At 38.6% G+C, this 25059-nt stretch carries 22 protein-coding genes, 2 tRNA genes, 1 rRNA gene and 2 pseudogenes; 12 read left to right on the top strand and 15 right to left on the bottom strand.

From position 1 onward, the window contains the following. Positions 1–21 precede the first annotated feature (21 nt). The 5 genes and pseudogenes from F985_RS22555 to F985_RS22535 all read right to left on the bottom strand — a co-directional run bounded on the left by F985_RS22555 (position 22) and on the right by F985_RS22535 (position 4976). Positions 22–98, bottom strand: a tRNA-Ile gene (locus F985_RS22555). A gap of 59 nt (positions 99–157) precedes the next feature. Continuing rightward, positions 158–1695 (bottom strand): 16S ribosomal RNA (locus F985_RS22550). Between the two features lie 444 nt (positions 1696–2139). After that, a pseudogene (locus tag F985_RS22545) lies at positions 2140–3226 on the bottom strand (DUF6670 family protein). Positions 3227–3243: 17 nt separating this feature from the next. Then, positions 3244–4077: a CDP-diacylglycerol--serine O-phosphatidyltransferase gene (pssA, locus tag F985_RS22540; protein WP_004705447.1), complete on the bottom strand. Its 834-nt coding sequence runs from the start codon at positions 4075–4077 to the stop codon at positions 3244–3246. 41 nt (positions 4078–4118) lie between these two features. After that, entirely contained in the window at positions 4119–4976 is an 858-nt protein-coding gene (locus F985_RS22535) for a 23S rRNA (adenine(2030)-N(6))-methyltransferase RlmJ (RefSeq protein WP_004705444.1), read from the bottom strand. A 116-nt stretch (positions 4977–5092) separates the two neighbouring features. Between F985_RS22535 and F985_RS22530 the strand changes: the two genes are divergently transcribed. Both F985_RS22530 and F985_RS22525 read left to right on the top strand, forming a co-directional pair. Beyond that, positions 5093–5698 carry a 2OG-Fe(II) oxygenase gene (locus tag F985_RS22530; RefSeq protein WP_004705442.1) on the top strand — a complete coding sequence of 202 codons (606 nt, stop codon included), beginning with the start codon at positions 5093–5095 and terminating at the stop codon, positions 5696–5698. A 68-nt stretch (positions 5699–5766) separates the two neighbouring features. Continuing rightward, positions 5767–6294 (top strand): hypothetical protein, encoded by a 528-nt coding sequence (locus F985_RS22525; protein ID WP_004705440.1) that lies wholly within the window; start codon positions 5767–5769, stop codon positions 6292–6294. Between the two features lie 50 nt (positions 6295–6344). Here the strand turns inward: F985_RS22525 and F985_RS22520 are convergent, their stop codons facing one another. The 4 genes from F985_RS22520 to F985_RS22505 form a co-directional block, all read right to left on the bottom strand. Further along, positions 6345–6590, bottom strand: a complete 246-nt coding sequence (locus tag F985_RS22520) for a DUF2789 domain-containing protein (RefSeq protein WP_004705439.1) — start codon at positions 6588–6590, stop codon at positions 6345–6347. A 162-nt stretch (positions 6591–6752) separates the two neighbouring features. Next, a complete protein-coding gene (locus F985_RS22515) occupies positions 6753–7739 on the bottom strand; it encodes a malate dehydrogenase (protein WP_002119517.1) in 987 nt (328 codons plus the stop codon). Between the two features lie 210 nt (positions 7740–7949). Next, the gene (locus F985_RS22510; RefSeq protein ID WP_004705438.1) at positions 7950–8612 is read right to left on the bottom strand and encodes a ribonuclease T2 family protein; all 663 of its coding nucleotides are present in this window, start codon (positions 8610–8612) and stop codon (positions 7950–7952) included. A gap of 57 nt (positions 8613–8669) precedes the next feature. Then, positions 8670–10613: a lytic transglycosylase domain-containing protein gene (locus tag F985_RS22505; protein WP_004705437.1), complete on the bottom strand. Its 1944-nt coding sequence runs from the start codon at positions 10611–10613 to the stop codon at positions 8670–8672. Between the two features lie 287 nt (positions 10614–10900). Here F985_RS22505 and miaB point away from each other — a divergent pair, with 287 nt between their 5' ends. From miaB to ybeY, 3 genes are all read left to right on the top strand, one after another. Continuing rightward, on the top strand, positions 10901–12352 hold the full coding sequence (gene miaB / locus F985_RS22500) for a tRNA (N6-isopentenyl adenosine(37)-C2)-methylthiotransferase MiaB (protein ID WP_004705436.1): 1452 nt from the start codon (positions 10901–10903) through the stop codon (positions 12350–12352). A gap of 37 nt (positions 12353–12389) precedes the next feature. Beyond that, positions 12390–13478: a PhoH family protein gene (locus F985_RS22495; protein WP_004705435.1), complete on the top strand. Its 1089-nt coding sequence runs from the start codon at positions 12390–12392 to the stop codon at positions 13476–13478. A gap of 276 nt (positions 13479–13754) precedes the next feature. Beyond that, on the top strand, positions 13755–14234 hold the full coding sequence (gene ybeY, locus F985_RS22490) for an rRNA maturation RNase YbeY (RefSeq protein WP_004705432.1): 480 nt from the start codon (positions 13755–13757) through the stop codon (positions 14232–14234). Positions 14235–14321: 87 nt separating this feature from the next. On the opposite strand, the gene F985_RS22485 is transcribed toward ybeY, so the two are convergent. Continuing rightward, positions 14322–15206, bottom strand: a complete 885-nt coding sequence (locus F985_RS22485; protein ID WP_004705430.1) for an energy transducer TonB — start codon at positions 15204–15206, stop codon at positions 14322–14324. A 232-nt stretch (positions 15207–15438) separates the two neighbouring features. On the opposite strand from F985_RS22485, the gene F985_RS22480 reads away from it, so the two are divergent. The 3 genes from F985_RS22480 to F985_RS22470 all read left to right on the top strand — a co-directional run bounded on the left by F985_RS22480 (position 15439) and on the right by F985_RS22470 (position 17628). After that, on the top strand, positions 15439–16110 hold the full coding sequence (locus tag F985_RS22480) for a hypothetical protein (protein WP_004705429.1): 672 nt from the start codon (positions 15439–15441) through the stop codon (positions 16108–16110). A gap of 157 nt (positions 16111–16267) precedes the next feature. Next, positions 16268–16981, top strand: a complete 714-nt coding sequence (locus F985_RS22475) for a DUF3108 domain-containing protein (protein ID WP_004705426.1) — start codon at positions 16268–16270, stop codon at positions 16979–16981. Between the two features lie 71 nt (positions 16982–17052). Further along, positions 17053–17628 (top strand): xanthine phosphoribosyltransferase, encoded by a 576-nt coding sequence (locus F985_RS22470; protein WP_004705425.1) that lies wholly within the window; start codon positions 17053–17055, stop codon positions 17626–17628. 53 nt (positions 17629–17681) lie between these two features. Here the strand turns inward: F985_RS22470 and wrbA are convergent, their stop codons facing one another. After that, positions 17682–18275: an NAD(P)H:quinone oxidoreductase gene (gene wrbA / locus F985_RS22465; RefSeq protein WP_025469247.1), complete on the bottom strand. Its 594-nt coding sequence runs from the start codon at positions 18273–18275 to the stop codon at positions 17682–17684. Between the two features lie 287 nt (positions 18276–18562). On the opposite strand from wrbA, the gene F985_RS22460 reads away from it, so the two are divergent. Further along, the gene (locus tag F985_RS22460; RefSeq protein ID WP_004705421.1) at positions 18563–19810 is read left to right on the top strand and encodes a YihY family inner membrane protein; all 1248 of its coding nucleotides are present in this window, start codon (positions 18563–18565) and stop codon (positions 19808–19810) included. A gap of 19 nt (positions 19811–19829) precedes the next feature. On the opposite strand, the gene F985_RS22455 is transcribed toward F985_RS22460, so the two are convergent. Next, positions 19830–20744, bottom strand: coding sequence for a DMT family transporter (locus F985_RS22455; protein ID WP_025469246.1), 915 nt, complete (start codon positions 20742–20744; stop codon positions 19830–19832). Positions 20745–20849: 105 nt separating this feature from the next. Here F985_RS22455 and F985_RS22450 point away from each other — a divergent pair, with 105 nt between their 5' ends. Next, on the top strand, positions 20850–21644 hold the full coding sequence (locus tag F985_RS22450; protein WP_004705418.1) for an AraC family transcriptional regulator: 795 nt from the start codon (positions 20850–20852) through the stop codon (positions 21642–21644). A gap of 75 nt (positions 21645–21719) precedes the next feature. Here F985_RS22450 and F985_RS22445 read toward each other — a convergent pair whose 3' ends face one another. Together F985_RS22445 and F985_RS22440 are read right to left on the bottom strand one after the other, a co-directional pair. Further along, on the bottom strand, positions 21720–22361 hold the full coding sequence (locus tag F985_RS22445) for a fumarylacetoacetate hydrolase family protein (protein ID WP_004705415.1): 642 nt from the start codon (positions 22359–22361) through the stop codon (positions 21720–21722). Between the two features lie 41 nt (positions 22362–22402). After that, complete coding sequence (locus F985_RS22440; protein WP_004705413.1) at positions 22403–22900, bottom strand: YcxB family protein; 498 nt, start codon at positions 22898–22900, stop codon at positions 22403–22405. A gap of 224 nt (positions 22901–23124) precedes the next feature. Here F985_RS22440 and F985_RS22435 point away from each other — a divergent pair, with 224 nt between their 5' ends. Then, the gene (locus F985_RS22435; protein WP_004705411.1) at positions 23125–23817 is read left to right on the top strand and encodes a nitroreductase family protein; all 693 of its coding nucleotides are present in this window, start codon (positions 23125–23127) and stop codon (positions 23815–23817) included. Between the two features lie 113 nt (positions 23818–23930). Here F985_RS22435 and F985_RS22430 read toward each other — a convergent pair. Further along, positions 23931–24007, bottom strand: a tRNA-Arg gene (locus F985_RS22430). A 592-nt stretch (positions 24008–24599) separates the two neighbouring features. On the opposite strand from F985_RS22430, the pseudogene F985_RS22425 reads away from it, so the two are divergent. Beyond that, positions 24600–25059, top strand: a pseudogene (locus tag F985_RS22425) (hypothetical protein); the annotation flags it as partial.

Below are 25059 nucleotides of genomic sequence, written 5' to 3'. Positions count from 1 at the left end.
AACTTCAACCAGTCAAAGTCATGGTGGGTCTGACAAGACTTGAACTTGTGACCCCACGCTTATCAAGCGTGTGCTCTAACCAACTGAGCTACAGACCCTCAGATACATCTATGAAGAACAACTTGTTGTGGATTCTTACCAATCGTCAATCTTTCGTTAAGGAGGTGATCCAGCCGCAGGTTCCCCTACGGCTACCTTGTTACGACTTCACCCCAGTCATCGGCCACACCGTGGTAACCGCCCTCTTTGCAGTTAGGCTAGCTACTTCTGGTGCAACAAACTCCCATGGTGTGACGGGCGGTGTGTACAAGGCCCGGGAACGTATTCACCGCGGCATTCTGATCCGCGATTACTAGCGATTCCGACTTCATGGAGTCGAGTTGCAGACTCCAATCCGGACTACGATCGGCTTTTTGAGATTAGCATCACATCGCTGTGTAGCAACCCTTTGTACCGACCATTGTAGCACGTGTGTAGCCCTGGCCGTAAGGGCCATGATGACTTGACGTCGTCCCCGCCTTCCTCCAGTTTGTCACTGGCAGTATCCTTAAAGTTCCCGACATTACTCGCTGGCAAATAAGGAAAAGGGTTGCGCTCGTTGCGGGACTTAACCCAACATCTCACGACACGAGCTGACGACAGCCATGCAGCACCTGTATGTAAGTTCCCGAAGGCACCAATCCATCTCTGGAAAGTTCTTACTATGTCAAGGCCAGGTAAGGTTCTTCGCGTTGCATCGAATTAAACCACATGCTCCACCGCTTGTGCGGGCCCCCGTCAATTCATTTGAGTTTTAGTCTTGCGACCGTACTCCCCAGGCGGTCTACTTATCGCGTTAGCTGCGCCACTAAAGCCTCAAAGGCCCCAACGGCTAGTAGACATCGTTTACGGCATGGACTACCAGGGTATCTAATCCTGTTTGCTCCCCATGCTTTCGCACCTCAGCGTCAGTGTTAGGCCAGATGGCTGCCTTCGCCATCGGTATTCCTCCAGATCTCTACGCATTTCACCGCTACACCTGGAATTCTACCATCCTCTCCCACACTCTAGCTAACCAGTATCGAATGCAATTCCCAAGTTAAGCTCGGGGATTTCACATTTGACTTAATTAGCCGCCTACGCGCGCTTTACGCCCAGTAAATCCGATTAACGCTTGCACCCTCTGTATTACCGCGGCTGCTGGCACAGAGTTAGCCGGTGCTTATTCTGCGAGTAACGTCCACTATCTCTAGGTATTAACTAAAGTAGCCTCCTCCTCGCTTAAAGTGCTTTACAACCATAAGGCCTTCTTCACACACGCGGCATGGCTGGATCAGGGTTCCCCCCATTGTCCAATATTCCCCACTGCTGCCTCCCGTAGGAGTCTGGGCCGTGTCTCAGTCCCAGTGTGGCGGATCATCCTCTCAGACCCGCTACAGATCGTCGCCTTGGTAGGCCTTTACCCCACCAACTAGCTAATCCGACTTAGGCTCATCTATTAGCGCAAGGTCCGAAGATCCCCTGCTTTCTCCCGTAGGACGTATGCGGTATTAGCATCCCTTTCGAGATGTTGTCCCCCACTAATAGGCAGATTCCTAAGCATTACTCACCCGTCCGCCGCTAAGATCAGTAGCAAGCTACCTCTCTCCGCTCGACTTGCATGTGTTAAGCCTGCCGCCAGCGTTCAATCTGAGCCATGATCAAACTCTTCAGTTAAAATCATTTTGTACCTTATTTAAAGACAAGGTACCAATTCTGGCTCATCAATTACTGACTTAAATTTCGCTCAAATAAACTTCGAGTAATTTAAACCAATCAATCAATGAAAATTATTTCGATTAATCAATCAGTAAAAATCCACACAAGTTGTTCTTCAATTCTCTTAATGATCTTCTTCCTGGTTCGTCACCAGCAAGCTAGGTCGGCTATATTACTCTTAATCTCTTAAAAGTCAACAGGTAATTTCGATATTTTTTAAAACTTATTTTCCAAACTACCTTATCATCAAATTCATCACTTAAAGCAACTAACTTAATCACAAGTAACTGTTTTTCAACAAGTTTCTATCTGCATCACCGCCGATGGATGTGCATTATAGACCATTAAATTCCCTTTGCAATACCTTTTTAAACATTAGCGCAACAACAGTTCGCTTTTTGATCAAAAATGGTAAAAATATTCATTTTTTATATAAACATGGTTGTAAAAGCAGCAATTTATCGAGATTTTTTTCATTCTGGTTCTTCTCTTGCCATCTTAAAGGCCGGCAATCGATATACTCACAATATCCACCCTCTCCCTGAAGACACTGGTCATTCCAGCTTAACTGGTAGCTGAAACTTCCTATATATCCAGCTGCCAATCCAAATTTATAATCACCACGACTTTCAACATAGAGCTCAAAAATAACTTTGCCATCTTTTTTACATTGCCAAGAGAACTCTCGAGGTAAGTACATTTCTCTTCCAAAAGGTGTTTGAACTTTTGGATAAACACGATAAATATGAAAATTAACATCTTCAGTAAAAGTTAATGGTTCTTTGCCTATTTCTTGAATATCTAAGCGTGAACACAAAACGATATTCCATTGGTTTCTTATTTGGGTCAGAGTGACTTGAGTTGTTTCATTGAGATTAATCACTTGATATGTGTAAAAACATAAAGATAGAAAGGGTAAATGTAATGCTCGAGCATGTTTAAATCGCCCTAATCCACTCACTTCATATTTTTGCCCTTTATATAAGATTTCACCTTCACAATGACAAAGAACTGTCCAATAGTCTGATATTCCCCACTGCAATGCAGATGAGTTCAAAATATTGGAAGGAGTTTGAATAACTAAATCACAGCTCATCTCAGAATCCACTCGTTTAAGATGAATTTGAGGAATTTGCCATTCAATAAGATCAGTTTTATCAAATTGGTAGTAATTAGGATTAAGCTGACATTGTCTTCGAATTGAATAAATTTTTAAGTGATCTACACTGTGTAAACTACTACTGACCAATACTGTTGCTGTATCAATCGCAGAAGTCACAATACTGTTTGCGTTATAACAAAGAGGGATTCTAGGCTGTCCAATCAGGCTAATATAATTAAAATAACGAAGTGGCGCAGGTAAGTTAGGAAGGATTAAACCTTGATAAACAACTTTGAAAAAGCCTCTAGAAGGCTGATATACAACGCCCCCATTTGAGTTGAGGCCCAGCTGCTGCAATTGATTTATCTGATTCATCAACTTCGGCATACTGAACCTCATATAATTTATGTTCTGATAGTCTCGTTATTTTTTTTAGCTAATAGCGTGGTAACAAAGCCCGATAGAGCATAGATAATTGAAACAATCAAAATACCCATTGGGATATTATAAGTGATTGCTGCAAAAATCAGTACTACTGGCAACATAACTACAAAAGGAACACGCTTACGGTCCATTTGCTTAAATGAATAGTATTTAATGTTTGAAATCATAAGTAGTCCAACCACCACCATGATCACCGAATTAATCACTTGAATCGCAATATCACGCAAATCGAAAATGAATGGGTAATCTCGCGCAACCCATACAAGTGAAATAATAATAATTGCAGCGAGTGGACTTGCGATACCAATAAAGTAACGTTTATCAACTACTCCAATTTGAACATTAAAACGCGCTAAACGGAAAGCTGCACAAGCAGTATAAACAAAACAGCAAGCTAAACCTATACGGCCTAAGTCATGCAGACTCCAGCTATACATTAGCATTGCTGGCGCTACACCAAAGGCTAACAAATCTGACAATGAGTCATATTGCTCGCCAAAAGCACTTTGCGCACCAATTGCTCTGGCAACTCGACCATCTAATCCATCTAACAATGCTGCTATAAAAATGGCATAAATTGCTTGAGTAAATTCGCCATTCATACTCGCAATGATGGAATAGAAACCAGACAATAAAGCGGCTGTAGTTATTAAGTTAGGCCAAAGATAAATACCTCGACGCTTTACTTTTTGTCCTTCCGGATTATCTTCCTCTTCAACCACTTCGAACGTAATCCCATCAAAAGAATGTTCATTATGAGTTAAATCTTGCTCTGGTTTAGGCGCATTTGTCATTATTTTCTATTCCAAACATGTGCATTGATTTAGATTAATTATTACTCACCCACTAACCAGCGTACAGCGGCGTGACCACCCGTTTCTTGCATACGTAAGTGAGGGAATAACCATTGTAGGGCTTGATCGGCTTGTTCAGAGAACTGCCAAGGCGGGTTGATTACCAATAAACCACAACCATTTAGACCTACAGGAGTGTCATCTGGCCATACACAAATTTCACAAACTAACTGACGGCGAATTCCTGTTTTGAACATTTTCTTTTCAAAACGCTCAATCATCGCTCGGTCTTTAATTGGATACCAAACTGCAAAAACGCCTGTTGGCCATTTCTTATGAGCTTGTTGTAACAATTCAACTAATTGCGGAAAATCTTTACGTTCTAACTCGTATGGCGGGTCAATCATGACTAGACCGCGCTTTTCCTTCGGTGGAATTACACCAAGTAAGCCTTCATATGCATCGCGCTCGTGCAAACCTGCACGTTTGTCATGAATGTTATGACGTAATTGCTGAAAAACATCACGTTGCATTTCAAATATAGTCGCTTTATCAATTTCGCGCATACCTTGTAATGCAAACCAAGGAGAACCAGGATAACTCCCCTTACCTTCTTGAGAGCGTAGTTCTTCAACAAGTTTTAAGTATTGTTGAATTGCTTCAGGAGCTTGGCGCTTTTCCATTTCTGAAAGCTGAACAAGACGATGAATACCTGTTAGGAATTCTCCTGACTTTTGCGCAGGTGCTTGAGATAAATCATATTTTCCTGCACCTCCATGCGTATCGATATAACGATAAGGTTTATCTTTGGCATTTAAACGATTAAGAAGCTGTAGCAAAAGCACATGCTTCATAACATCTGCAAAGTTGCCCGCATGGAAATGGTGACGGTAATTCATGTTGACTTTAATTCCTCAATTCAACAAATAGTTTAACATGAAAAAAATATTCTTTCGTAAGGTTGTGATCATCTAAAATAGAGCAGCTTGATATTTTACGATCTATTCGAGGTTATATGCACTCTCACTCGCTTCCTGATTCATGGAATCTGGATCAAATTTTAGATGATTTAAATGCACATGGTTTTGCAATTATAGATCATGCTTATTCAGATCAATATCGCGCTCAGGTTGCAAATGAATGTAGCCACCATATGGATGAATTCAGAGAAGCTGGTATTCAAAACGGCGTGGTAAGCAATATTCGGAGTGACCATATTCTATGGATTAATGATCAGCTTCCAACTGCCCAACAACATATTGAAACCCTAAGTTTATTATCGCAAAGTCTAAATCAAGCATTTTATTTAGGAATTAAAGAAGTAGAAGCTCATTTCGCCTGTTACCATGCAGGTGAATTTTATGCATTACACCGCGATAATCCTCAGCAAAAAAATGATCGTATTATCTCTAGTGTTTATTATTTACACCCTGAATGGCAAGAAGACTGGGGTGGACAATTAAGGTTACAAGATAAAAATGAAAATTGGCATATTGTTAAACCTGAACCTAATCGGTTAGTTGTATTTCAAAGTAACTTATTGCACGAAGTTTTAGTTTCTAAACAGCAGCGCTTATCAATTACAGCATGGCTTCGTAGTGGAAACTCAATTTGGGGTTAGATGAGTGCTCTTTAAATTTCTCAAATGACCCCGATATAAGAGCTATTGATTAAAAAGGGCGAAGGCGTATGTCTATTGAAACAAAAGCAATTGTGACCAGAATTGGTGAAACAGACCAACTCTATTTAACGGAAAATACGCCTGAGCTTGCTTTGGAACGTGCAGATTTACGTATGCAACTCGCGATGTTAAGCCGCGTTCGCCAAGAGCAAATTCATTTTTTGCAAGAAGCGATTGTTTTGCTCGAACAAGCTCGCATTGAATATGACGAGATGCCAATGAATTTATATTTAAATTTATCATTGCATTTAGCTAAAGCGTATATGATTTATTTTGAATTAAATAAAGAAAAGCGCTTTGCACTCATTACTCAGCAAATTTTGAAACCACTATCGCATCATGAGCATGCAGATATCTATTTCTTCTTGGCTTATGCTTCGGCAGCACAAGAAAAACCTGCCCTCACTCGGCATTGGCTTACTAAATATGTATCTACAACTCAATGTGATCTTGAACTGGTTCATGAACATCCGGTATTTCATCCAGTACGCCATGAGTCATGGTACAAAGATTTATTAAAACGAAAAACGCATTAAAGTATGAATTTTAAAAGGCCTGTTGCTAATAAACAGGCCTTTTTATTATGCTATTTTTTGACACTATCTTCATGTAACTGTTCGTTGAGTTCATCAATGACGACAATCCACTCATCATCTTTTTCCCAATGACTTTTTAAAAAATCACTTTGTCCTTTTGACCAAAAGGGTGCTTCATGTAATTTCTGTTCAGCAGGCAATTGATGCGTTCTGATGAAGTTTTCAATACTTGCCTCGTCAGCATCTAATCCCAATTGTTCAAATAAAAGTTGTAATGTCGGTTGCTGTTCAAACACTGTTATTCTCCTATAACTTCTTTTCCATAATCTAACAACTATAGAGTTTAGTTGCATATCTATGTCTATATTTTCTTGTTGTTTTTTGTGTGTAGTTATAAATTTTCAAACATAAAAAAGCACCCTACAAGAGAGTGCTTTTTAATTCATTAAAGTAATGAATTATTTTACCATGTCAGCAATTGCTGCACGTTCTTCTTCAAGCTCGTTTAGAGTGAAGTTGATACGCTCACGGCTAAATTCGTCAATTTCTAAACCTTGAACGATTTTATATTCACCGTTTTCAGTTGTTACAGGGAAACCGAACATAACGCCTTCAGGAATACCATAAGAACCATCAGATGGAATACCCATAGTTACCCACTTGCCGTTTGTACCAAGCGCCCAATCACGCATATGGTCAATTGCAGCGTTAGCAGCAGAAGCAGCAGAAGACAAACCACGCGCTTCGATAATCGCAGCACCACGTTTACCAACAGTTGGAAGGAATACATCTTTGTTCCAAGCTGGATCGTTGATCTTGTCTTTTAAGCTTTCGCCGTTTGCAGTTGCAAAACGGTAGTCAGCATACATTGTTGGAGAGTGGTTGCCCCAAACTGTTAAGTTTTCGATGTCAGCAACAGCAACACCAGCTTTTTGAGCAACTTGAGTCAACGCGCGGTTGTGGTCAAGACGTAACATAGCTGTGAAGTTTTTCGCTGGAAGATCTGGAGCAGATTTCATTGCGATATAAGCGTTAGTGTTTGCAGGGTTACCTACAACTAATACTTTAACGTTACGGCTAGCAACTTCGTTTAAAGCTTGACCTTGGCCAATGAAGATTTCACCGTTAACTTTTAACAAGTCAGCACGTTCCATACCAGGACCACGTGGACGAGAACCAACTAATAATGCATAGTCAGCATCTTTAAATGCAACTTTAGGATCATCAGTCCCGATCATGCCAGCCAATAAAGGGAAAGCACAGTCATCAAGTTCCATCATTACGCCTTTAAGCGCTTGTTGTGCTTTTTCAACTGGAACTTCAAGCAATTGTAAAATAACTGGTTGATCTTTACCTAGCATTTCACCGCTTGCGATACGGAATAATAAGCTGTAACCAATTTGACCTGCAGCGCCAGTCACGGCAACACGAACGGGTTGCTTCATGTAATTGTCTCCAATGAGTGTCCTTAATCGGGCTAAATAGCGATTCTATCTAACCAAATCATCATAAACGGCAAAGATTGTACTCTAAAGAAGTTGCAGATGCATGTAAAAGCGACTCATTTTCACCAAAAGTCTGATAGAAAATACAAATTAATCTTTACAAATAGATTCAATGTATGGTCAGCATTTTTTTATGAAATGGTAGCTCGCTTAGTAACTACCTTTAATTGTAATTTCACTTGGACAATTCGAGACAACATGATTTGAACACTGTTTATATTGGCCATTTACGGTGTAACAGACTTTAACTTCTGTGAGAACAACATCAGAACGAGATAACTGGCAATTAAAACGAATACCATTTTGAGGCATGCTTGGATTAAGCTTTGTAAATTGCTGACGTAATGTAGATTGTTGCATTTCTACATTGCTAGAACTTGTTAAATTAGCAGGTATTTTTAACCGCTCGGCAAAGTTAATAATCGTACGGAAATATTGACTCGCATTCATAGGAACACAGCCACCGACACTTTTCCAAAGCTGCACGCGAGCATTATTGTCTGGCATAACACGAGCAACAACTTTAGCTTGTAATGGTGATAGTGCAGCAGAACTTTCTGTTGAACAGTCAGTTCGGGTAGTTTCTGGCATTAAGCCAGTAATTGTAAGTGAATATCCTTCCAGACATTTACGCTGCTTCTGTTTAGAAGGATCTAACGAACAGACAGCAGGCGTCATCTGTACATGCATGACATAACCTTGCACGTTAACAGGTTCCGCATGTAAAACAGAACTCATCAATCCAATGCTTGCACAGATCAACCACCATGCAAGTTGTGATATTGATTGAGGTCCTAAATATCTATATTTCATTTAATTAAAACTTGGTTATGCCAATTAAAAGAATGTTCCATCATTCATCATCTAAAATTAAGGTGATGACCGCATTGGAATGACTTTCATACGCTGTATTAATGACTGAGCGCCTTGACCCAATACCACTCCATAATGTGTCGCATTCGTCATGACATGCTTAACGTAATCTCTTGTTTCAAGCAATGGAATGGTTTCCGTATACTGATCAGCCTCAATCGGTTGGTAATCTGGTTGCCAACGTCTTGCACGATTCGGACCAGCATTATAACCCGCTGTCGCTAAAACAGGGTTATTGCTTAACTGACCTTGAATCATTGATAAATAAAATGTTCCATAACGAATATTGGTATTCATTTCACTCAACGCCGCCGGATTATATGTCTCCCCCATCTGACGAGCAATCAACTTTGCTGTATCAGGCATAATTTGCATCAGGCCACCTGCCCCCACATGGGAACGTGCCGAGGTAACAAACCGACTTTCTTGACGCATTAAACCATAAGCCCAAGCTGGATCAATTCCAGCATTGTAACTATGACTTACGACATTAGTCTTATGTGGGGTGACATAACGATAGGTATCATTATGTTTATTAGTTGTACGATCCGCTGCATAAATTGCACGGTCATACCAACCCATATCATGGGCACGCTTTGCAGCAGCTAATAACAAACCATCATCATGTTGGAGATAAGCTTGACGAACTGCCCAGTTCCATTCCCGATTTGTATAAGTCGGATTGGCGTTAATGCGTCTCAGAGTAAATGCACGGTTAAAGTGAATATTTTGATCTAAACGGCGCAAATCACTTGCAGTTGGCTCATCACTATAAGGTTGATGATTATAACGTACGCCTAAGCGGTCTTTTGCAAGTAAGTTGTGATAATCATCACCACTTTCAGCGAGTTTCTTATAAATACGTTGTGCGGTATTTTTAGAATTGCTATCACCACGCTGTTCTGTCGCACGAGCTAACCAATATTGCCAGCGATCTTCTTGCTTCTGTGAAACCGACATACTATCAATCGCACGAATTAAACTTTCCCATGCGCTAAAGCGAATTGCTTGTCGTGCATAAATTTCAGCTTCTTCAGGGCTTAAAGGGTAGCCATAACTCGCATCAAAGTATTGAAGAACTTCTCGGTTAAAATTATTTTTCATGACCGTAGTTCCGCCAATATAAGCTACGGTTCGATATAGATATTTTTGTACACTCTCGGGAGTGCCTTGTGCTACTCGCTGCACATTTGCAAAAGCATTCCCCAAGTCATTATTTGCTAAACGTCCCAATGCAAAAATCAGATAAGCATAATCAGCATCATTAGTTTTTGGGGCAGTCCACAAATAGTTAAGCGGATTTGCCTGAATCTGGTTAAGCTGAGCCAAAGAAAGATTTATTCCTAAACTTTGAGCAGTAGCAAGTGCCTGTCCAGATAGACCAGAGCGTAGCTGTACCCACAGACGTTGTTGCTTGTCTTGAGTACTCATTAATGGACTAGAAATCATCATACGACCTAGCCCAACACATGATTCTGGTTGAGATTCTGTTGCCAACCAAACATCTTTATATTCAGCAAATACTAATGCATCACCACTTTTAGCTCTCACCTGCGCTAAAGCACAATTTTCGGCTGGATCTGGGTTAGAAACATAAGATAAAAGTGGTTGAGCAGATACAAAGTCAGCTTGTTTTACTTTTTCTTCTACATAGTCTGCTGCAAGCTTTTCTGCCATAGCAGATTGAGGATAGCGCTGGGCAAAACTTACAATTGATGTTGGGGATTGAAAGCCTAGATTGCTGTTTAGTTTCCAGTATTCAGGATAATAACCCAGTACATCATTTTGCATTGCGGCCTGATATTGATCTAACAAGGCTGTATTACCACTATTTGCGGCATTTAATGCATCATTAAATTGTTCTTCTGCTGCATAAGACAATGAACAACCAAGTAAACACACAGCCCCTAACCAGCCACGATGTGCATATTTATTTTTCATCACACGACTCTTGTTTGATGAGCTCTTTTTACTTGGTCTCATAAATGTGTTAAACCCTGACTATCCACCTTTAGGCATAGTTTAATTATTCTTCGTGCTTTCTTTTGTTGTGTTATGTAACTCTCTGATTCAACATCATTAAAATTTATGTCATTTATCTCCATAAATCATAGCTCGCTTATGGCAGTTTAATTTTATCTGTTCAGCTCAAATACTGTTATAATGTTGGGTTTGACCCGTTTTGGGTTGTTTTATTATTTAACTAGATCGATCTGTTAGGAGCCTGCATGACGGTTCAAACCTTCATTCCCAATGGTGCCCAAGCTGCCTCAGAAAACACTGTTACCCAGCCAACGCACACCACTGATGTTTCAATAAAAAAACTTTATATTGAAACTCAAGGGTGTCAGATGAATGAGTATGACAGTCACCGTATGGCAGACCTTTTAGGGGATTCTCACGGCTACGTTTTAACATCAAATCCTAATGAAGCAGACATTCTGCTCATGAATACTTGCTCTATCCGTGAAAAAGCACAAGAGAAAGTATTTAGTGAATTAGGCCGCTGGCGCAAATTAAAAGATAAAAATCCTGATCTTGTGATTGGTGTGGGTGGTTGTGTCGCATCTCAAGAAGGTGACAATATTCAAAAACGTGCTCCTTATGTGGACATGATTTTCGGCCCTCAAACACTCCACCGCTTACCGCAAATGCTTGATCAGCATAATGCTCAAGTAGAAAAGCCGAAAAAAGATAAAATCAAACTGGTTGATATTTCTTTTCCAGATATTGAAAAATTCGACTTTTTACCTGAACCACGCGTAGAAGGCTTTAAAGCATTCGTTTCTATTATGGAAGGTTGTTCTAAATATTGTTCCTTCTGTGTAGTGCCATATACTCGTGGTGAGGAAGTTTCTCGTCCACTAGATGATGTACTCGCAGAAATTGCTGGTCTTGCTGAAAAAGGTGTCCGTGAAATTTCATTGCTGGGTCAAAATGTAAATGGCTACCGTGGTGAAACATTTGAAGGTGGCATTTGTACCTTCCCTGAATTGTTACGACTCGTTGCAGAAATTCCGGGTATTGGACGACTACGTTATACAACTTCACACCCACTTGAGTTCTCTGATGAGCTTATTCAGTGTTATGAAGATTTACCTCAAATGGTTTCACATTTACATTTGCCTGTACAAAGCGGATCTAACGATGTTCTACAGGCCATGAAGCGAAATCACACCATTGATGTGTATATCGATAAGATTGCCAAGTTACGTAAAATACGCCCTGACATGCATTTATCGAGCGACTTTATTATTGGATTCCCTGGTGAAACTGATGAAAACTTCGCAGAAACACTTCAGTTTATCAAAGACTTAGATTTTGATCACTCATACAGCTTCATTTATTCAAAACGTCCTGGTACACCAGCATCAGACTTACCAGATACAACACCTGAACAGGTTAAAAAAGAACGTTTAGCTCAAGTTCAGAAAGTGATTAAGCAATCTAGTATTGAAAAAACTGACGCAATGCTTGGCAAAATTGAACGTGTTCTCGTTGAAAAAGTATCTGATCAAGACCCTAATATTTTATTAGGTACCGCAGACAATACTCGTCTAGTCACTTTTGTAGGTGATGCTTCATGGGTGGGTCGCTTTGCGGAGATCGAGATTACTGAAATTAAAACTTTAAATTTAGTTTACGGCGAGCTCTTGAATCTTGAGCCTGACGTGGCGTAATGTAGAGATATTCTAAAGTCTACTGAAAGGTTTTCTCTTGACTGCAGCGATTCGACGTACCGTAACATTTCCTGAAGTTTCAATGGAACGTTTAAAGAGCATCTTGGGTGCCTATAATGGGCACCTTAAGCAAATTGAACAGCGTTTAGATGTCAAAATTACTCATCGTGGAGATGTTTTTCACATAGATGGTGAGATAGATGCTGTTGGGAGAGCCGAAGCACTATTGCAGCGACTCTATGAAGAGTCTGAGGTATCCCAGCAAATCAGTGCTGACTTGTTGCATCTACTCATTCAATCTTCTCAAACCGAGCGTAATTTCGAGCTGGTTGGTGAAGAGATGGATGAGCATGATGCACCAATGGATGTCTATTTCCAAACTCGAAAAGGCCGTATTAATCCACGTGGTGCCAACCAAAAACGTTATGTACAACGTATTTTACAAAGCGATATTTCTTTTGGTGTCGGCCCTGCTGGTACAGGTAAAACTTATTTAGCAGTTGCCGCAGCCGTAGATATGCTCGAACGCAACGAAATCCAGCGGATTTTACTTGTACGTCCTGCGGTAGAAGCAGGAGAAAAGCTCGGTTTCTTACCTGGTGATCTTACTCAGAAAATTGACCCATACCTACGCCCTCTTTACGATGCTCTTTACGAAATGCTCGGCTTTGAAAAAGTTGCCAAACTAATCGAGCGTCAAGTGATTGAGGTTGCGCCTCTTGCTTATATGCGTGGTCGTACTCTTAATCATTCATTTGTAATTTTGGATGAAGCCCAAAACACCACACCTGAACAAATGAAAATGTTCTTGACCCGTTTAGGTTTTGGCTCTCGCGCAGTGATTACAGGTGATATTACCCAAGTAGATTTACCTCGAGGCCAACAATCTGGTTTGGCACACGCTCTTCGTGTACTCGAGAATATTAAAGAAATTCATATTACCCGTTTCCATTCTCGTGACGTTGTACGTCATCAACTTGTTCAAAAAATTGTTGAAGCGTATGAAGGTTGGGATGGTGAACAACAGCGTCTTAATGCTGAAGCACGTGCTGAACGTAAAGCACGCCAAGAAGCATTAGTCGCTGAAAACGATACAGCAGCAGACTTGCAACATCAGGATGCCTAGGGTCTGTTGAATATTCTAAATTGGATTGCGTTGTCGGCTAAAATTGAGCAGGCAAGGCATGAAATGATGGGAAGGGTAAACCCCTTTCCAAGTTTCATAACGTAGTCTGAGATAATTTTAGCTACAACCCTTCGGGACAAGAGTGTTTTTTGTTGCTACATCGTTGTGAACTATTCATTTAGAATAACTAAATTTCATAGTCCATGCCTTGTATCATCTAAAAACACTCGATGTCGCAACCATCTGTGAATGTTTAACAGACCCTAAGGATTCACTTTGAAAATCAGTTTAAGTTTACAACAAGACTTTCAATCACCTGAGTTAGAGCTCAAACGAGCTCAACTCAAAAAAATTATTGAGACAACTTTACGCCACGTTGGCTACAAAGAAGATTGTGAAATTGGTATTGCCTGTGTTGATCTGGAAGAAAGCCATCAACTTAACTTGCAATATCGAGAAAAAGACAAACCTACCAATGTTTTATCCTTCCCAAGTGATATTCCAGAAGAAGTTTTACCAATGCTTGATGCACTTCCATTAGGTGATTTGGTGATCTGTATTCCAGTGGTATTACAAGAAGCTTTGGAACAGAAGAAAACTGCTCAAAATCATTTTGCACATCTATTGGTTCATGGTGTTTTACATTTACTTGGTTATGACCATGAAACAAGCGATGAAGATGCCGAAGAAATGGAAGGCTTAGAAATTGAAATTTTAGCTAAACTCAATATTGCTAATCCTTATCAGGAATCATAAATTTCACCTTGAAACGATTCATAACAGAATCAGCTTTCTAATTTATTTTTGAAATGTGGATATCCTACAAGTTATCCACATTTTTCATTAATGTACCTCAAATTCAGCTTCAGCTGGATCAAAACGCCAAGTACGAATAATACGTAGCTCAGAAATATCTTTCATATTACTATCAAAACGACCAAATGGCGCACCACGGCGTACAGAAGCTTTTGCAGCTTCATCTAAAACTGAATGTCCTGAACTTTCAAGTAAACGAATTGCACGAATGCCCCCTTGAGCATTCAAAATCACCATAAGGCGAACTTCACCTTTTAATTGTTGTTGTTTAGCTTCTTCTGGATAATAACGGTTACCGTAAAGCTCCACCTTTTCACGGAACTTATCTAAATAAGCTGCTGAAGCATCTTTCTTGGCTTGAATACCATCGACTGTTTTTATTTTTTGTTGACGACTGAAATCTTGCTGACGTTGTAAATATTGAGCTTCTAGGCTCGCGACCATTGCAGCTTTAGCTTGAAACTGGCTTTCTAATTGTTCAAGTGCTTTCTTTCTTTGACTCTCCTCAGCTTGTTTCTGCCAACTCAACACAGTCATGAGTACTTTTTCTTCAAACTTAAGTTCTCTTTGTTGCTGTACTTTTTCTAAAGTTTCTAACTGGGCTTCTCCCGTCGAAGCATCAGTTGTCATAGGCGTCGGAGAATTACTAGACATCCGATGAGCCTCTCTAAAAGTTCCTGAACCTTGTTGGTCTGCTTGCGCTAAAAAATCTGCATGCTTAACAGCATCCTCTGCAGGACGAATAGATATAGCGATTTCTTTTGTGGATTGCTCTGACGGCGCAGGCATAGCAAAATGAATAAGCAGCACAAGAGTATGCAACAAGATTGCGAGTATTATTGCAACAATAAAGACTCGGTCTTGCCACCAATAAAGAAAAGGCTCTATAGGAAGACTTCTTTTTTTCAACATAATCTTAAAAGCATATAAATGCCTTTTCCCCACGGTACTGATACCGAACAAAATACAAACTGATATTCAAATATGGATAAAAGTGTGATTCACTTCAAATATGAGTTTTTATCCATTTTCATTTTGTGAAAATGTATCAATTAAATTTGTTACACTGCAATATTAAAACGTGTTTTTAACATAATAAAGAGTGTGTTGTTTCTTTAATAATTCATCTTCTGGAAGTTCTTTTATGCAAACGCTATTTTCCTCATTAGTCAAACGTCTTCATAAAGTCTACCGCAAAGCTGAAGCCTTCATTGAGGAAGAAAGAGATTTTACATTGTCGCAAACTTTTCTAAACGCGACATTAGAACGCTATGTTACCAATAATGTCGAATTTCTAGATGATTTGCATACCGACCTTTATCATGATTGGTTAAGGCTTTATGCCACAATGCATGTCAAAGGTTTAGAAACGACTTTATCTGTTGACTTAAAACTGATTCAGATGGAATTTAATAAAGAACAGCAACTAATAGTTTTTGAACAGATTAGTAATACACAAATAGTAGAAGCTAAATATAAAAATTTCTGGCAAAAAATTGCTGTAAAAGCTGCTATTTTTTACTATCACAAAATTCTAAAAAAAGATCCTTTGGGCATGATTTTGGAACGTTTTAACGTAGCCCAAGAAAAAGATGATCTTATCTTCCTAGACCTGAACCGTTGGTTCGGTAAGAAAGCCAGTATTATTGAAACATTAGGCAAAGTTCATATTAACTATGCGCGGGTTCGTGAAGCAGAATTGGTCGTCTTTGGTAATGTGAACCTTGCAGCTTTACTTTTCAAAGATCAAGATGATGATTTTGAAGATGAACTAGAAGACTCTGAGATTACGCCAATACAGCAAAAAGATGCATAACAACTGTATGAGCTAAAGAAATTTGCTGCTAAAAAACACAAAGAGATTACATATTTAGCATAAATCCTGATTTTTTCTCCATGATCAACAGGCATAATATGCAAAAGTCATAGATGCATCAGCACTGACCTTTCAGTCTGTACAAGGATATTTACTTATGGCAACAAAATTTCTGAAATCATTCAGCATCGCAACTGGTATTTCGACAACTTTGCTTATTGCAAGTTTCTCTAGCCATGCACTTGCCATGAGCCCATTTCAGGCAAATTATCAGTTTACCTATAATAATAAAGGCATGGGTTCAGCAACACGCGCACTTAGTCAACAAGGAAATAACTGGACTTATCTATTCACTGCAAAAGCTGGTGGAATCGCTTCTGCAAGTGAAACCAGTAAATTTAGTTTTGCTAATGGCAAAATTGGTTCACAAAGCTTTAGCCGTACCAGTAAAATTTTAATTCATAACAACACTATGAATATTAATTTTAACCCTGGTAATAAGACAATTAGCACCAAGAAAGATGATAAAGCACGCTCATTTGCTTGGCAGCCAGGCGTACTTGATGAGCTAAATGCTGAATTACAAGTCCGTGAAGATTTAAAAAATGGTTCACTCAAATCTTCTTACCCTCTTGCAGATGCAAAAGAAGTCGAAAACCGCCGTTTTATAAAACAAGGCAACGAAAAAGTTAAAACTTCTTACGGCACCTTTGATACGGTAAAAGTGGTTTTAGAACATGGCAGACCAGATCGCAGTACGATTTTCTGGTTAGCACCTAAATTAGACTACTTACCAGTTAAGGTCAGCCATATTGATGGCAAAACATCTTATGGTTTGTTATTAACAAGTTATAGCGGTAAAACGAATTAAAGCTTGCATTTTTTCGGATGCTTTTTAAAATACGCATTTGCTTTAAAAGCATCCGTCTAGAGGATTCTCCCGTGCACGCACTAGAACAGAAAATCTTAACAGAAGGTATCGTTCTATCTGATCAAGTGTTGAAAGTCGACGCTTTCTTAAATCACCAAATTGACCCTGTCCTCATGCAGCAGATTGGTAAAGAATTTGCCGCTCGCTTCAAAAATGCAGGGATTACCAAGATTATTACCATTGAAGCTTCAGGTATTGCGCCAGCAATCATGGCAGGTTTAGAACTTGGTGTACCTGTGATTTTTGCTCGTAAATATCAATCGCTCACTTTAAAAGACGATTTATATCGCGCCAAAGTATTTAGTTTTACTAAACAAACTGAAAGTACCATTGCTATTTCAAACAAGCACATCAACTCAAGCGATAAAGCTTTGGTCATTGATGACTTTTTAGCAAATGGTCAAGCTGCACTTGGTTTGATTGACTTAATTCATCAAGCAAATGCAGAAGTTGTAGGTGTTGGTATTGTGATTGAAAAATCATTCCAACCTGGCCGTGATTTATTGCTTGAAAAAGGTTACCGCGTTGAATCATTAGCGCGAGTTAAATCACTTACTGATGGCACAGTAACTTTTGTTAAAGAATAAAATTGTTTTAATAAAAAAGAGCGGATTTCCGCTCTTTTTTATTACTATAAAAATTAAGAATGAAGTTTTTTTACGATTTCACCTAAGCGCTTACCCTGCGCTTCACATAAAACCTTTTCATCTTGACTTAAACCTTGGTCATGACGTGGACCACTCACATGGCTAGCACCATAAGGCGTTCCGCCTGTTTTCGTATTTGATAAGGCGGGAATAGAATTTGGTAAACCTAAAATCATCATGCCATGATGAAATAACGGCGGTAACATTGTTAATAAAGTACTTTCTTGCCCACCGTGCATTGAACCAGAAGAAGTAAAAACGCAAGCAGGTTTATTATGTAATGCACCATTGAGCCAGAGACTTGTCGTTTGGTCCCAGAAATATTTCATTTCACTCGCCATATTACCAAAGCGAGTTGGAGACCCTAGTGCCAAGCCAGCACAATTAGCTAAATCCTCTAAAGTACAATAAATATCGCCTTCTTCAGGAATGCTCGGTTCAGCCTCTGTTACAACTGTTGCAATATTAGGTACTGTTCTTATTTTTACAGCAAACCCAGCAGACTCAACACCATTTGCAATAAGATGCGCCATTTCTTTAGTAGAACCATATTTACTGTAATAAAGCACAAGAATGTAAGGTTGCATCGCTTTCATGAATTTTGTTAAAAAGAACACTATACGGTATTTTTTATTTTTTTGGCGAAGCCAATTCTATGAAATTTTAGAGGTGATTGATTTTTAAGGGCAACAGTAACAAATATCGGTAAAAGCTTTTTACGATGTTTTGTTACGATGATACATACGGAACTTTCAGAATACTTTTTATTCTTTAGGTTAAAGTTTACCCATATCAACGATAGTGTTCTCGACCGAAGACACTGGTGAATATCAATCACCCACATCATGATTAAAAAAATCGGGATAGATGACGCATGTTAGAACGTTTTTTGAAGAGACTTCCTTTTTATAACAAGACCTGGTTTCAATTTATTTTATTCGTGATTAAGCGTTTTGAAGCTGATCGCTGCCGAGAACAGGCTGGCGCTCTCACTTATACAACTCTTTTTGCTGTTGTGCCGATGCTAACAGTATTTTTAGTTATTATTTCTTCAATTAAAGCGTTAGAACCTGCTAGACAACAGTTACAGCACTTAATCTATAGTAACTTTTTACCTAAAAGTACGATTGCATTTGATAAGGCACTCAATGCATTTACCGAAAAATCCAGTAATTTAACTGTAATTGGTGTGCTGTTCCTATTTGTCACGACAGTTTTAATGCTGACAACAATTGAAACTGCCTTCAATCGGATATGGAGAGTGAAAGAAACTCGTAGTGGCATTGTAGGTTTTATGCGCTACTGGACCATTATTTCGCTTGGCCCCATTATCTTAGGTAGTGCTTTCGTTATTTCATCAACCGTTGCATCAATGAACTTATTAAGTAATAACTTTACAGGTTATCAACTTGATGGTGCCTTTCTACTTTGGCTCATTTCTTTTGTTCTTACTGTTTTGGGATTCTTTATTTTATATTGGACCATTCCAAACCGCACGGTCCCGTTATTTTCAGCAGCAATTGCAGCATGTTTAAGTGCTGTATTATTTGAAATACTCAAAAACTTATTTGGCTTTTTAATGTCCAACTTCACCAGTTATGAAATCATATACGGTGCATTTGCGGCAGTACCTATTTTCCTACTATGGGTTTTCTTATCTTGGAATATTGTTTTGCTTGGGGTCGAGGTGAGTTTTGCCCTTACCGCTTTCCACTCAGGTAAAGAGCAAAAAAGACATCCAGTACTCATGCTACTCGATATTTTAGAACTCTTTTATAAAAAGCAGAAACTTGGTGAAAGTGTAAGCGATAAAGAAGCATTAGGTATTTTAGGCCGCGGTGAGGTTGGTCGTTGGCCCGCTTATGTCGTCTTACTTGAAGAGCAAAATTTAGTTAAACGCACAGATAAAGATGAATATGTTTTAGTTCGCAATTTATCTCAAGTCGACTTCTGGAGCTTCTTCACTGCATTGCCTTATCCACTTCCCCTACGTCTAGATGTATTAAATGTGCATGATGACGACGAATGGATGGAAAGAATTGGCCCTGCATTAGTTGAATCAAACGACTATTTAGCTGCAAAACTTTCTATTCCACTTTCAACGATTTTTGAAGAGAAATAATATACATGAACAACAGGGTTTAGCCTTTGTTTGGTTGGCCCTGTTTTAAGCTCATAATAATGATTCCTGATAAAACCAAAATACTTCCAGCTACAAATTTGATTTCTAATTTTTCATCTAAGAACAACACACTAAAAAGCACACCAAATAATGGCGTCAGAAAGGAAAATACGCCTAAACGTGAGGCTAAATAATTTCTTAATAGCCAAAACCATAGTAGTAAACTTGCAAAAGATACAATCAATGTTTGAAAGCTCAGACTTAAAAATGTCAATTTCGTAAGATGAATTGTGGTTTGATCTGTCGCAAAAGCGATTAAGATTAATAAAATAAAACAACCCGTGAGTTGATAAAACAAGGTTTGCGTTGCTGGGGCTTGAGCCAAAGAAGATAAACGAACAATAATGGTGCTTAATGCCCAAGCCATTCCCGCCATAAGTGCATATAAATCACCCAATAAAACTTGCACTAATGCTGTGCCATTTAGAGTTGTAGCTGTCGGATAAAATGTAATAATAATTCCCATAAAAGCCAAAGTAATGCCTGTCCACTGCGCTCGGTTCAAGCGCTCAGTAGGAAATTTCCAATGAAGTCCCAATGCGACAAAAATTGGAGCGGTATAGAGTAAAACTACAGTATGAGAAGTTGAAGTGAGTTTTAAGGCTTGAGTTACGAAATAGAACTCTAATGAAAAAAATAAAGCAACAAGCGCACCGGCTTTACATTGTTGATAAGAAAACAGATGGATAGAACTATCACGCCACAATAAAGGCAATACTAAAAGTGCAGATAATCCAGAACGTAAAGCAATTTGCATAATCGGCGTAATATCTGTAGCCGCTATTTTTAGAACCACTTGTTGAAGTCCTAAAACCATACATAAAAGCACCATTAAAGCCGAAGCTCTGGTATCCAGATTTTTGCGCTCGTCCATTTGTTACCATTATTTATAGCGAAAAATCAGACTATAGAACTGTCGTATTTGCATGATATAGTGAAAAACAGACAAGCTATTTGCATTTTCAGGCAATTTTCATAGATGAAAAAATCAGCTCAACGTGTGCAAGATTTTCTAGAAATTCCCGCTCATAACTCAATTCCTGATTTACTCTGGTTTCGTGTGCGAAATGCGCCAGCAGAAACGGTTTATCCTCAACATGCACATGCATGGGGTGAATTTATTTATGCTTTTAGTGGTGTACTTGAAGTTAATATTGATCAAATCAACTATTTAACGCCGCCACCTTACGGGATTTGGCTACCACCTTATACCAAACATAGCGGAATTAATCGCAATGAAGTGACCCATGCAACCTTATATATTCATGAAAGTCTGTGCCAAAAGTTACCGCAGAAAGCAGGAATATTATTAACTTCACCGCTTGTACCTGCATTGTTAGACCACTTAAGGCAATATCATCAGGATGAAACTCAAGTTGAATATTTACGTCTACTTCAGGTTCTATTAGATCAACTCATAGAAGCTGAATTAGTCGGTAGTTATTTACCAACAACACATCATCCAGCCTTAGCAAAAGTTTTAAATGATTTACACCATAACCCTGCCGATAACAGTACTTTGCAAGAACTCGCTGAACGTATAAATATGACTGAAAGGACTTTGGCTCGTTACAGTCAAAAAGAGTTAGGCATGTCTTTACATGAATGGAGACAAAGATTAAAAGTTATGAAAGCAATGACTATGCTCAATCAAGGAAAAACAATTGAAAGCATCGCTTTTGATTTAGGTTATGCCAGTGCATCAGCATTTATTTATATGTTTAAACGCTGGATGGGATTTACCCCAGACCAGTTCCGAAAACTCTATCAATAACTTAATGTCGAGTGCAATAAAAAACCCTATTATCAGTTCAATAATAGGGTTCAAAACTTAATGAGCTAAATCAAATTATGCTTTAACAAAAGTTTCCCAAACAAAATCTTGAGTAGCACCTTTCAAAGTCATTTTTAACTGATCACCAGCATTCAATGGCCCTACACCTGCTGGCGTACCTGTCATAATGACATCGCCCGGTTCAAGTGAGAACACCTGATTTATATCAACCAATAAGTAAGCAATGTTAAACATAAGCAAGGCAGTATTACCATCTTGACGTAATTCATCATTTATATGGAAAGTAAATTTAGTCTCTTCCCAATTGGTAATTTCACTCACATCGACCCAGTGCGCAAGTACACATGAACCATCAAATGCTTTTGCTCTTTCCCAAGGCTGGCCTTTATCCTTCAATTCATTTTGCATATCACGCAAAGTTAAATCTAGCCCTAAAGTTACCGCACCAATAGCTTGCAATACTTTTTGCGGATCAGTTTCGCCTTTTAGTGGCTTATCAATACGTAAAACAAATTCGCATTCGAAATGGCAACTACCCCAAGATGGATTCCACGAAATACCTTCATCTAAACCAATCAAACTACTTGGCGGTTTGATAAACAATACTGGTCGTCCCGGCATTGCATTGTTCAGCTCTTTTACATGATCGGCATAACTTCTGCCTACGCAAACGATTTTTGAAGGACGTGTATTCATGAGGCTTCCTTTATAGTGTTGCGACTAATAATTCCAATAACTTATTTCTTAAATGTATTTTCAAATACGGTTTGATCTGAAGCTTGAGCAAAAGCACGTTTAGGTACAATAATGACCGTCTTATTTTTTAGCTCAAGCATATAAGTCAATTTACCTATGGCAAAAGTTTGTACGTCACCATACTGTACAACTTGTTTACGACCCGCAGCATAAAGTTCAAAATAATCCTGATATAAATCGATTCCCTGCTCACTCTTACCAAATTGATAACGTACAAACTGACGTTTAAACATCATTGGTAAAAGCCAATAGCGCATTAAACCTTGCATAATTAGGAAAAAAACACCTAAGGCAACATAGTAACGACCAACACCTGAGAAACCTAAATAAAGCCCCCAAATAATGATTGCAACACTAATAACAGGGGTTAAAAAACGGCTGAATTGCTTCTTTCCGAACGTCACCAAGCCAAACCCGTCTTGAGACTCTTCTAAATTTAAATAATAACGTAAAGATAAAGCGCTTTTTTGCTCGGTCATCACAATGTGTCAATATTGAATAAATCGAAACTATTAGAGCATATTCATCTACGCTTTAAAATGAATCAAAAGTGATTTTTTATTTTTGCTCAACTTATAAGACTTTCAGTTGTGCAAGCGGCTTACTCGTTTCATATATAGAACATAGATTCATATTTATAAGGCTTATTTCATATTCTTAAATTTATAGAATGCTTCTATTGTCTCTTTTAGTGGAATTCGTCATGTCTTTCTTTGCAAAACTATTTGGCTTAAATCAAAAATCGGCAACTCAAGAAGATGTGGCTGTTAAAGCCACTCAAGAACTAGAGCCATCAAATGCAGTTTCTTTCTTAGAACTCATCAAGAACCGCCGCTCTATTTATGCTATTGGAAATAACTTAAGCCAAACCAACGACGAAATTGAAAAATTAATTCAAGAAGCAATCAGACATAGTCCTTCTGCATTTAACTCTCAATCATCTCGCGCTGTTATTTTATTTGGACAATCACATCAAAAATTCTGGGATACTGTTCTAGAAGTTTTAAAAAGTATTATCCCAGCTGAAGCTGTATCTGGAACAGAACAAAAAATTCAAAGTTTTGCCGCTGGTGCAGGCACAGTTTTGTTTTATGAAGATCAGAACGTGGTTAAAGGCTTACAAGAACAGTTTGAAGCTTATGCTGATAATTTTCCAATCTGGTCTGAGCACTCAACAGCAATCGCTCAATTTGCAGTTTGGAACGTATTAGCTGAACAAGGTGTTGGTGCTTCATTGCAACACTACAACCCAATTATTGATGAGAAAATTAATACTGCTTTCAATATCCCAGCTGAATGGAAGCTAAGAGCTCAGTTAGTTTTTGGTTCTATTGAAGGTAACGCGGGTGAAAAAGCCTTTATTGATGATTCAAGCCGCTTTAAAACATTTGGCTAATCAATATTTTGTACTATCGTTTAGAGCTGGTTGCCATGAGCACCAGCTTTTTTAATAAAACTATAAAAAATAGGCACAAAAAAACCGCTATAAATAGCGGTTAATTCTTCAAGTGGTGCGCTCAGAGAGATTCGAACTCCCGACCCCTTAGTTCGTAGCCAAGTGCTCTATCCAGCTGAGCTATGAGCGCGTACTTGATGGAGGGCATTATACGCAGTTTTTCTATTTTAGAAAGACATTTTTCATCTTTTTGTCATCGAACGTCTAGTTCTTAGCCATTAGAAAATACAAAGGTATGATCTCGCTCAGGAATGTAGTCTGCTTAGCTATGAAATCGGTTTGAAATATTTTTTTTCAATTAAAGTTCTTTACGGCTACACCCCAATTTGGGCATTTTGGCCAAATGAGTAAAAATAAAAGTATAGTTTTTTAGTCAGGATTATATAAATAAAATATTTCTACCTGCCCATAAATATTTTTATTAGCTAATTTATTTAGCTTTAATATTTATAAAAAATAATCAAAAAAAGGGGGAAAAATACATTGATCTTCAAACCATATATTATAAAAAAAATTATTATTTTTATGTCTAAATCAAAGTGAATATCTAATTGTCAAAACATTATAAGTATCAAATTATTTGAGTAGAAATATGCATTGACACTTTTTGAGATGTACCCAATACTAATTTTTAATTATTGAGAAGCATATCTCAATAATTGCCTAACGTAATAAATAAATACTTACTTAAAAATACATAAATACATAGGAAATAGACCATCATGTTCTTATTAAAAAATCTAGTAACTTCGATATCAAAAGTTACCCAAGACTTGGGTAATATTATATCGGTAACCCCAATTGTAAATACAGGTTCCTCTGTTAACGTAAACGTTTCTGATATAAATATTGCTACTGGAAATGTTTCAACATCAGGCTTACTTTCTAATGTTGTTTCAACTGTAACCAATACCGTTTCTCACACAACAGGCTTAGTTTCTGGTGTAGTCGGTACCGTAACAGGTGCTGTTGGTGGTGTAACTGGTGGCGCTACTAGCGGCAATCCAGTTGGTACAGTAACTGACATCCTTGGCGGTGTGACTGGCACTATCGGCGGCCTGACTGGTGGTTTAACTGGCGGTGTCACTGGCGGCAATCCAGTCGGTGCAGTAACTGATATCCTTGGCGGTGTGACTGGCACTATCGGCGGCCTGACTGGTGGTTTAACTGGCGGTGTCACTG

Source organism: Acinetobacter seifertii (genome assembly GCF_000368065.1).
GTDB lineage: Bacteria > Pseudomonadota > Gammaproteobacteria > Pseudomonadales > Moraxellaceae > Acinetobacter > Acinetobacter seifertii.
The sequence above is the reverse complement of the archived record's forward strand: the minus strand, read 5'-3'. Positions and strand labels throughout refer to the sequence as shown.

What these genes read in the sequence shown, in the direction of transcription:
- F985_RS22460 (WP_004705421.1), top strand. Translation starts at nt 18,563, where the DNA reads ATGTTAGAACGTTTTTTGAAGAGACTTCCTTTTTATAACAAGACCTGG.
- F985_RS22510 (WP_004705438.1), bottom strand. Translation starts at nt 8,612, where the DNA reads ATGAAATATAGATATTTAGGACCTCAATCAATATCACAACTTGCATGG.
- F985_RS22445 (WP_004705415.1), bottom strand. Translation starts at nt 22,361, where the DNA reads ATGAATACACGTCCTTCAAAAATCGTTTGCGTAGGCAGAAGTTATGCC.
- wrbA (WP_025469247.1), bottom strand. Translation starts at nt 18,275, where the DNA reads ATGCAACCTTACATTCTTGTGCTTTATTACAGTAAATATGGTTCTACT.
- F985_RS22515 (WP_002119517.1), bottom strand. Translation starts at nt 7,739, where the DNA reads ATGAAGCAACCCGTTCGTGTTGCCGTGACTGGCGCTGCAGGTCAAATT.
- F985_RS22485 (WP_004705430.1), bottom strand. Translation starts at nt 15,206, where the DNA reads ATGTTGAAAAAAAGAAGTCTTCCTATAGAGCCTTTTCTTTATTGGTGG.
- F985_RS22480 (WP_004705429.1), top strand. Translation starts at nt 15,439, where the DNA reads ATGCAAACGCTATTTTCCTCATTAGTCAAACGTCTTCATAAAGTCTAC.
- F985_RS22535 (WP_004705444.1), bottom strand. Translation starts at nt 4,976, where the DNA reads ATGAATTACCGTCACCATTTCCATGCGGGCAACTTTGCAGATGTTATG.
- F985_RS22505 (WP_004705437.1), bottom strand. Translation starts at nt 10,613, where the DNA reads ATGAAAAATAAATATGCACATCGTGGCTGGTTAGGGGCTGTGTGTTTA.
- F985_RS22450 (WP_004705418.1), top strand. Translation starts at nt 20,850, where the DNA reads ATGAAAAAATCAGCTCAACGTGTGCAAGATTTTCTAGAAATTCCCGCT.
- miaB (WP_004705436.1), top strand. Translation starts at nt 10,901, where the DNA reads ATGACGGTTCAAACCTTCATTCCCAATGGTGCCCAAGCTGCCTCAGAA.
- F985_RS22455 (WP_025469246.1), bottom strand. Translation starts at nt 20,744, where the DNA reads ATGGACGAGCGCAAAAATCTGGATACCAGAGCTTCGGCTTTAATGGTG.
- F985_RS22530 (WP_004705442.1), top strand. Translation starts at nt 5,093, where the DNA reads ATGCACTCTCACTCGCTTCCTGATTCATGGAATCTGGATCAAATTTTA.
- F985_RS22475 (WP_004705426.1), top strand. Translation starts at nt 16,268, where the DNA reads ATGGCAACAAAATTTCTGAAATCATTCAGCATCGCAACTGGTATTTCG.
- F985_RS22525 (WP_004705440.1), top strand. Translation starts at nt 5,767, where the DNA reads ATGTCTATTGAAACAAAAGCAATTGTGACCAGAATTGGTGAAACAGAC.
- F985_RS22440 (WP_004705413.1), bottom strand. Translation starts at nt 22,900, where the DNA reads ATGACCGAGCAAAAAAGCGCTTTATCTTTACGTTATTATTTAAATTTA.
- pssA (WP_004705447.1), bottom strand. Translation starts at nt 4,077, where the DNA reads ATGACAAATGCGCCTAAACCAGAGCAAGATTTAACTCATAATGAACAT.
- F985_RS22435 (WP_004705411.1), top strand. Translation starts at nt 23,125, where the DNA reads ATGTCTTTCTTTGCAAAACTATTTGGCTTAAATCAAAAATCGGCAACT.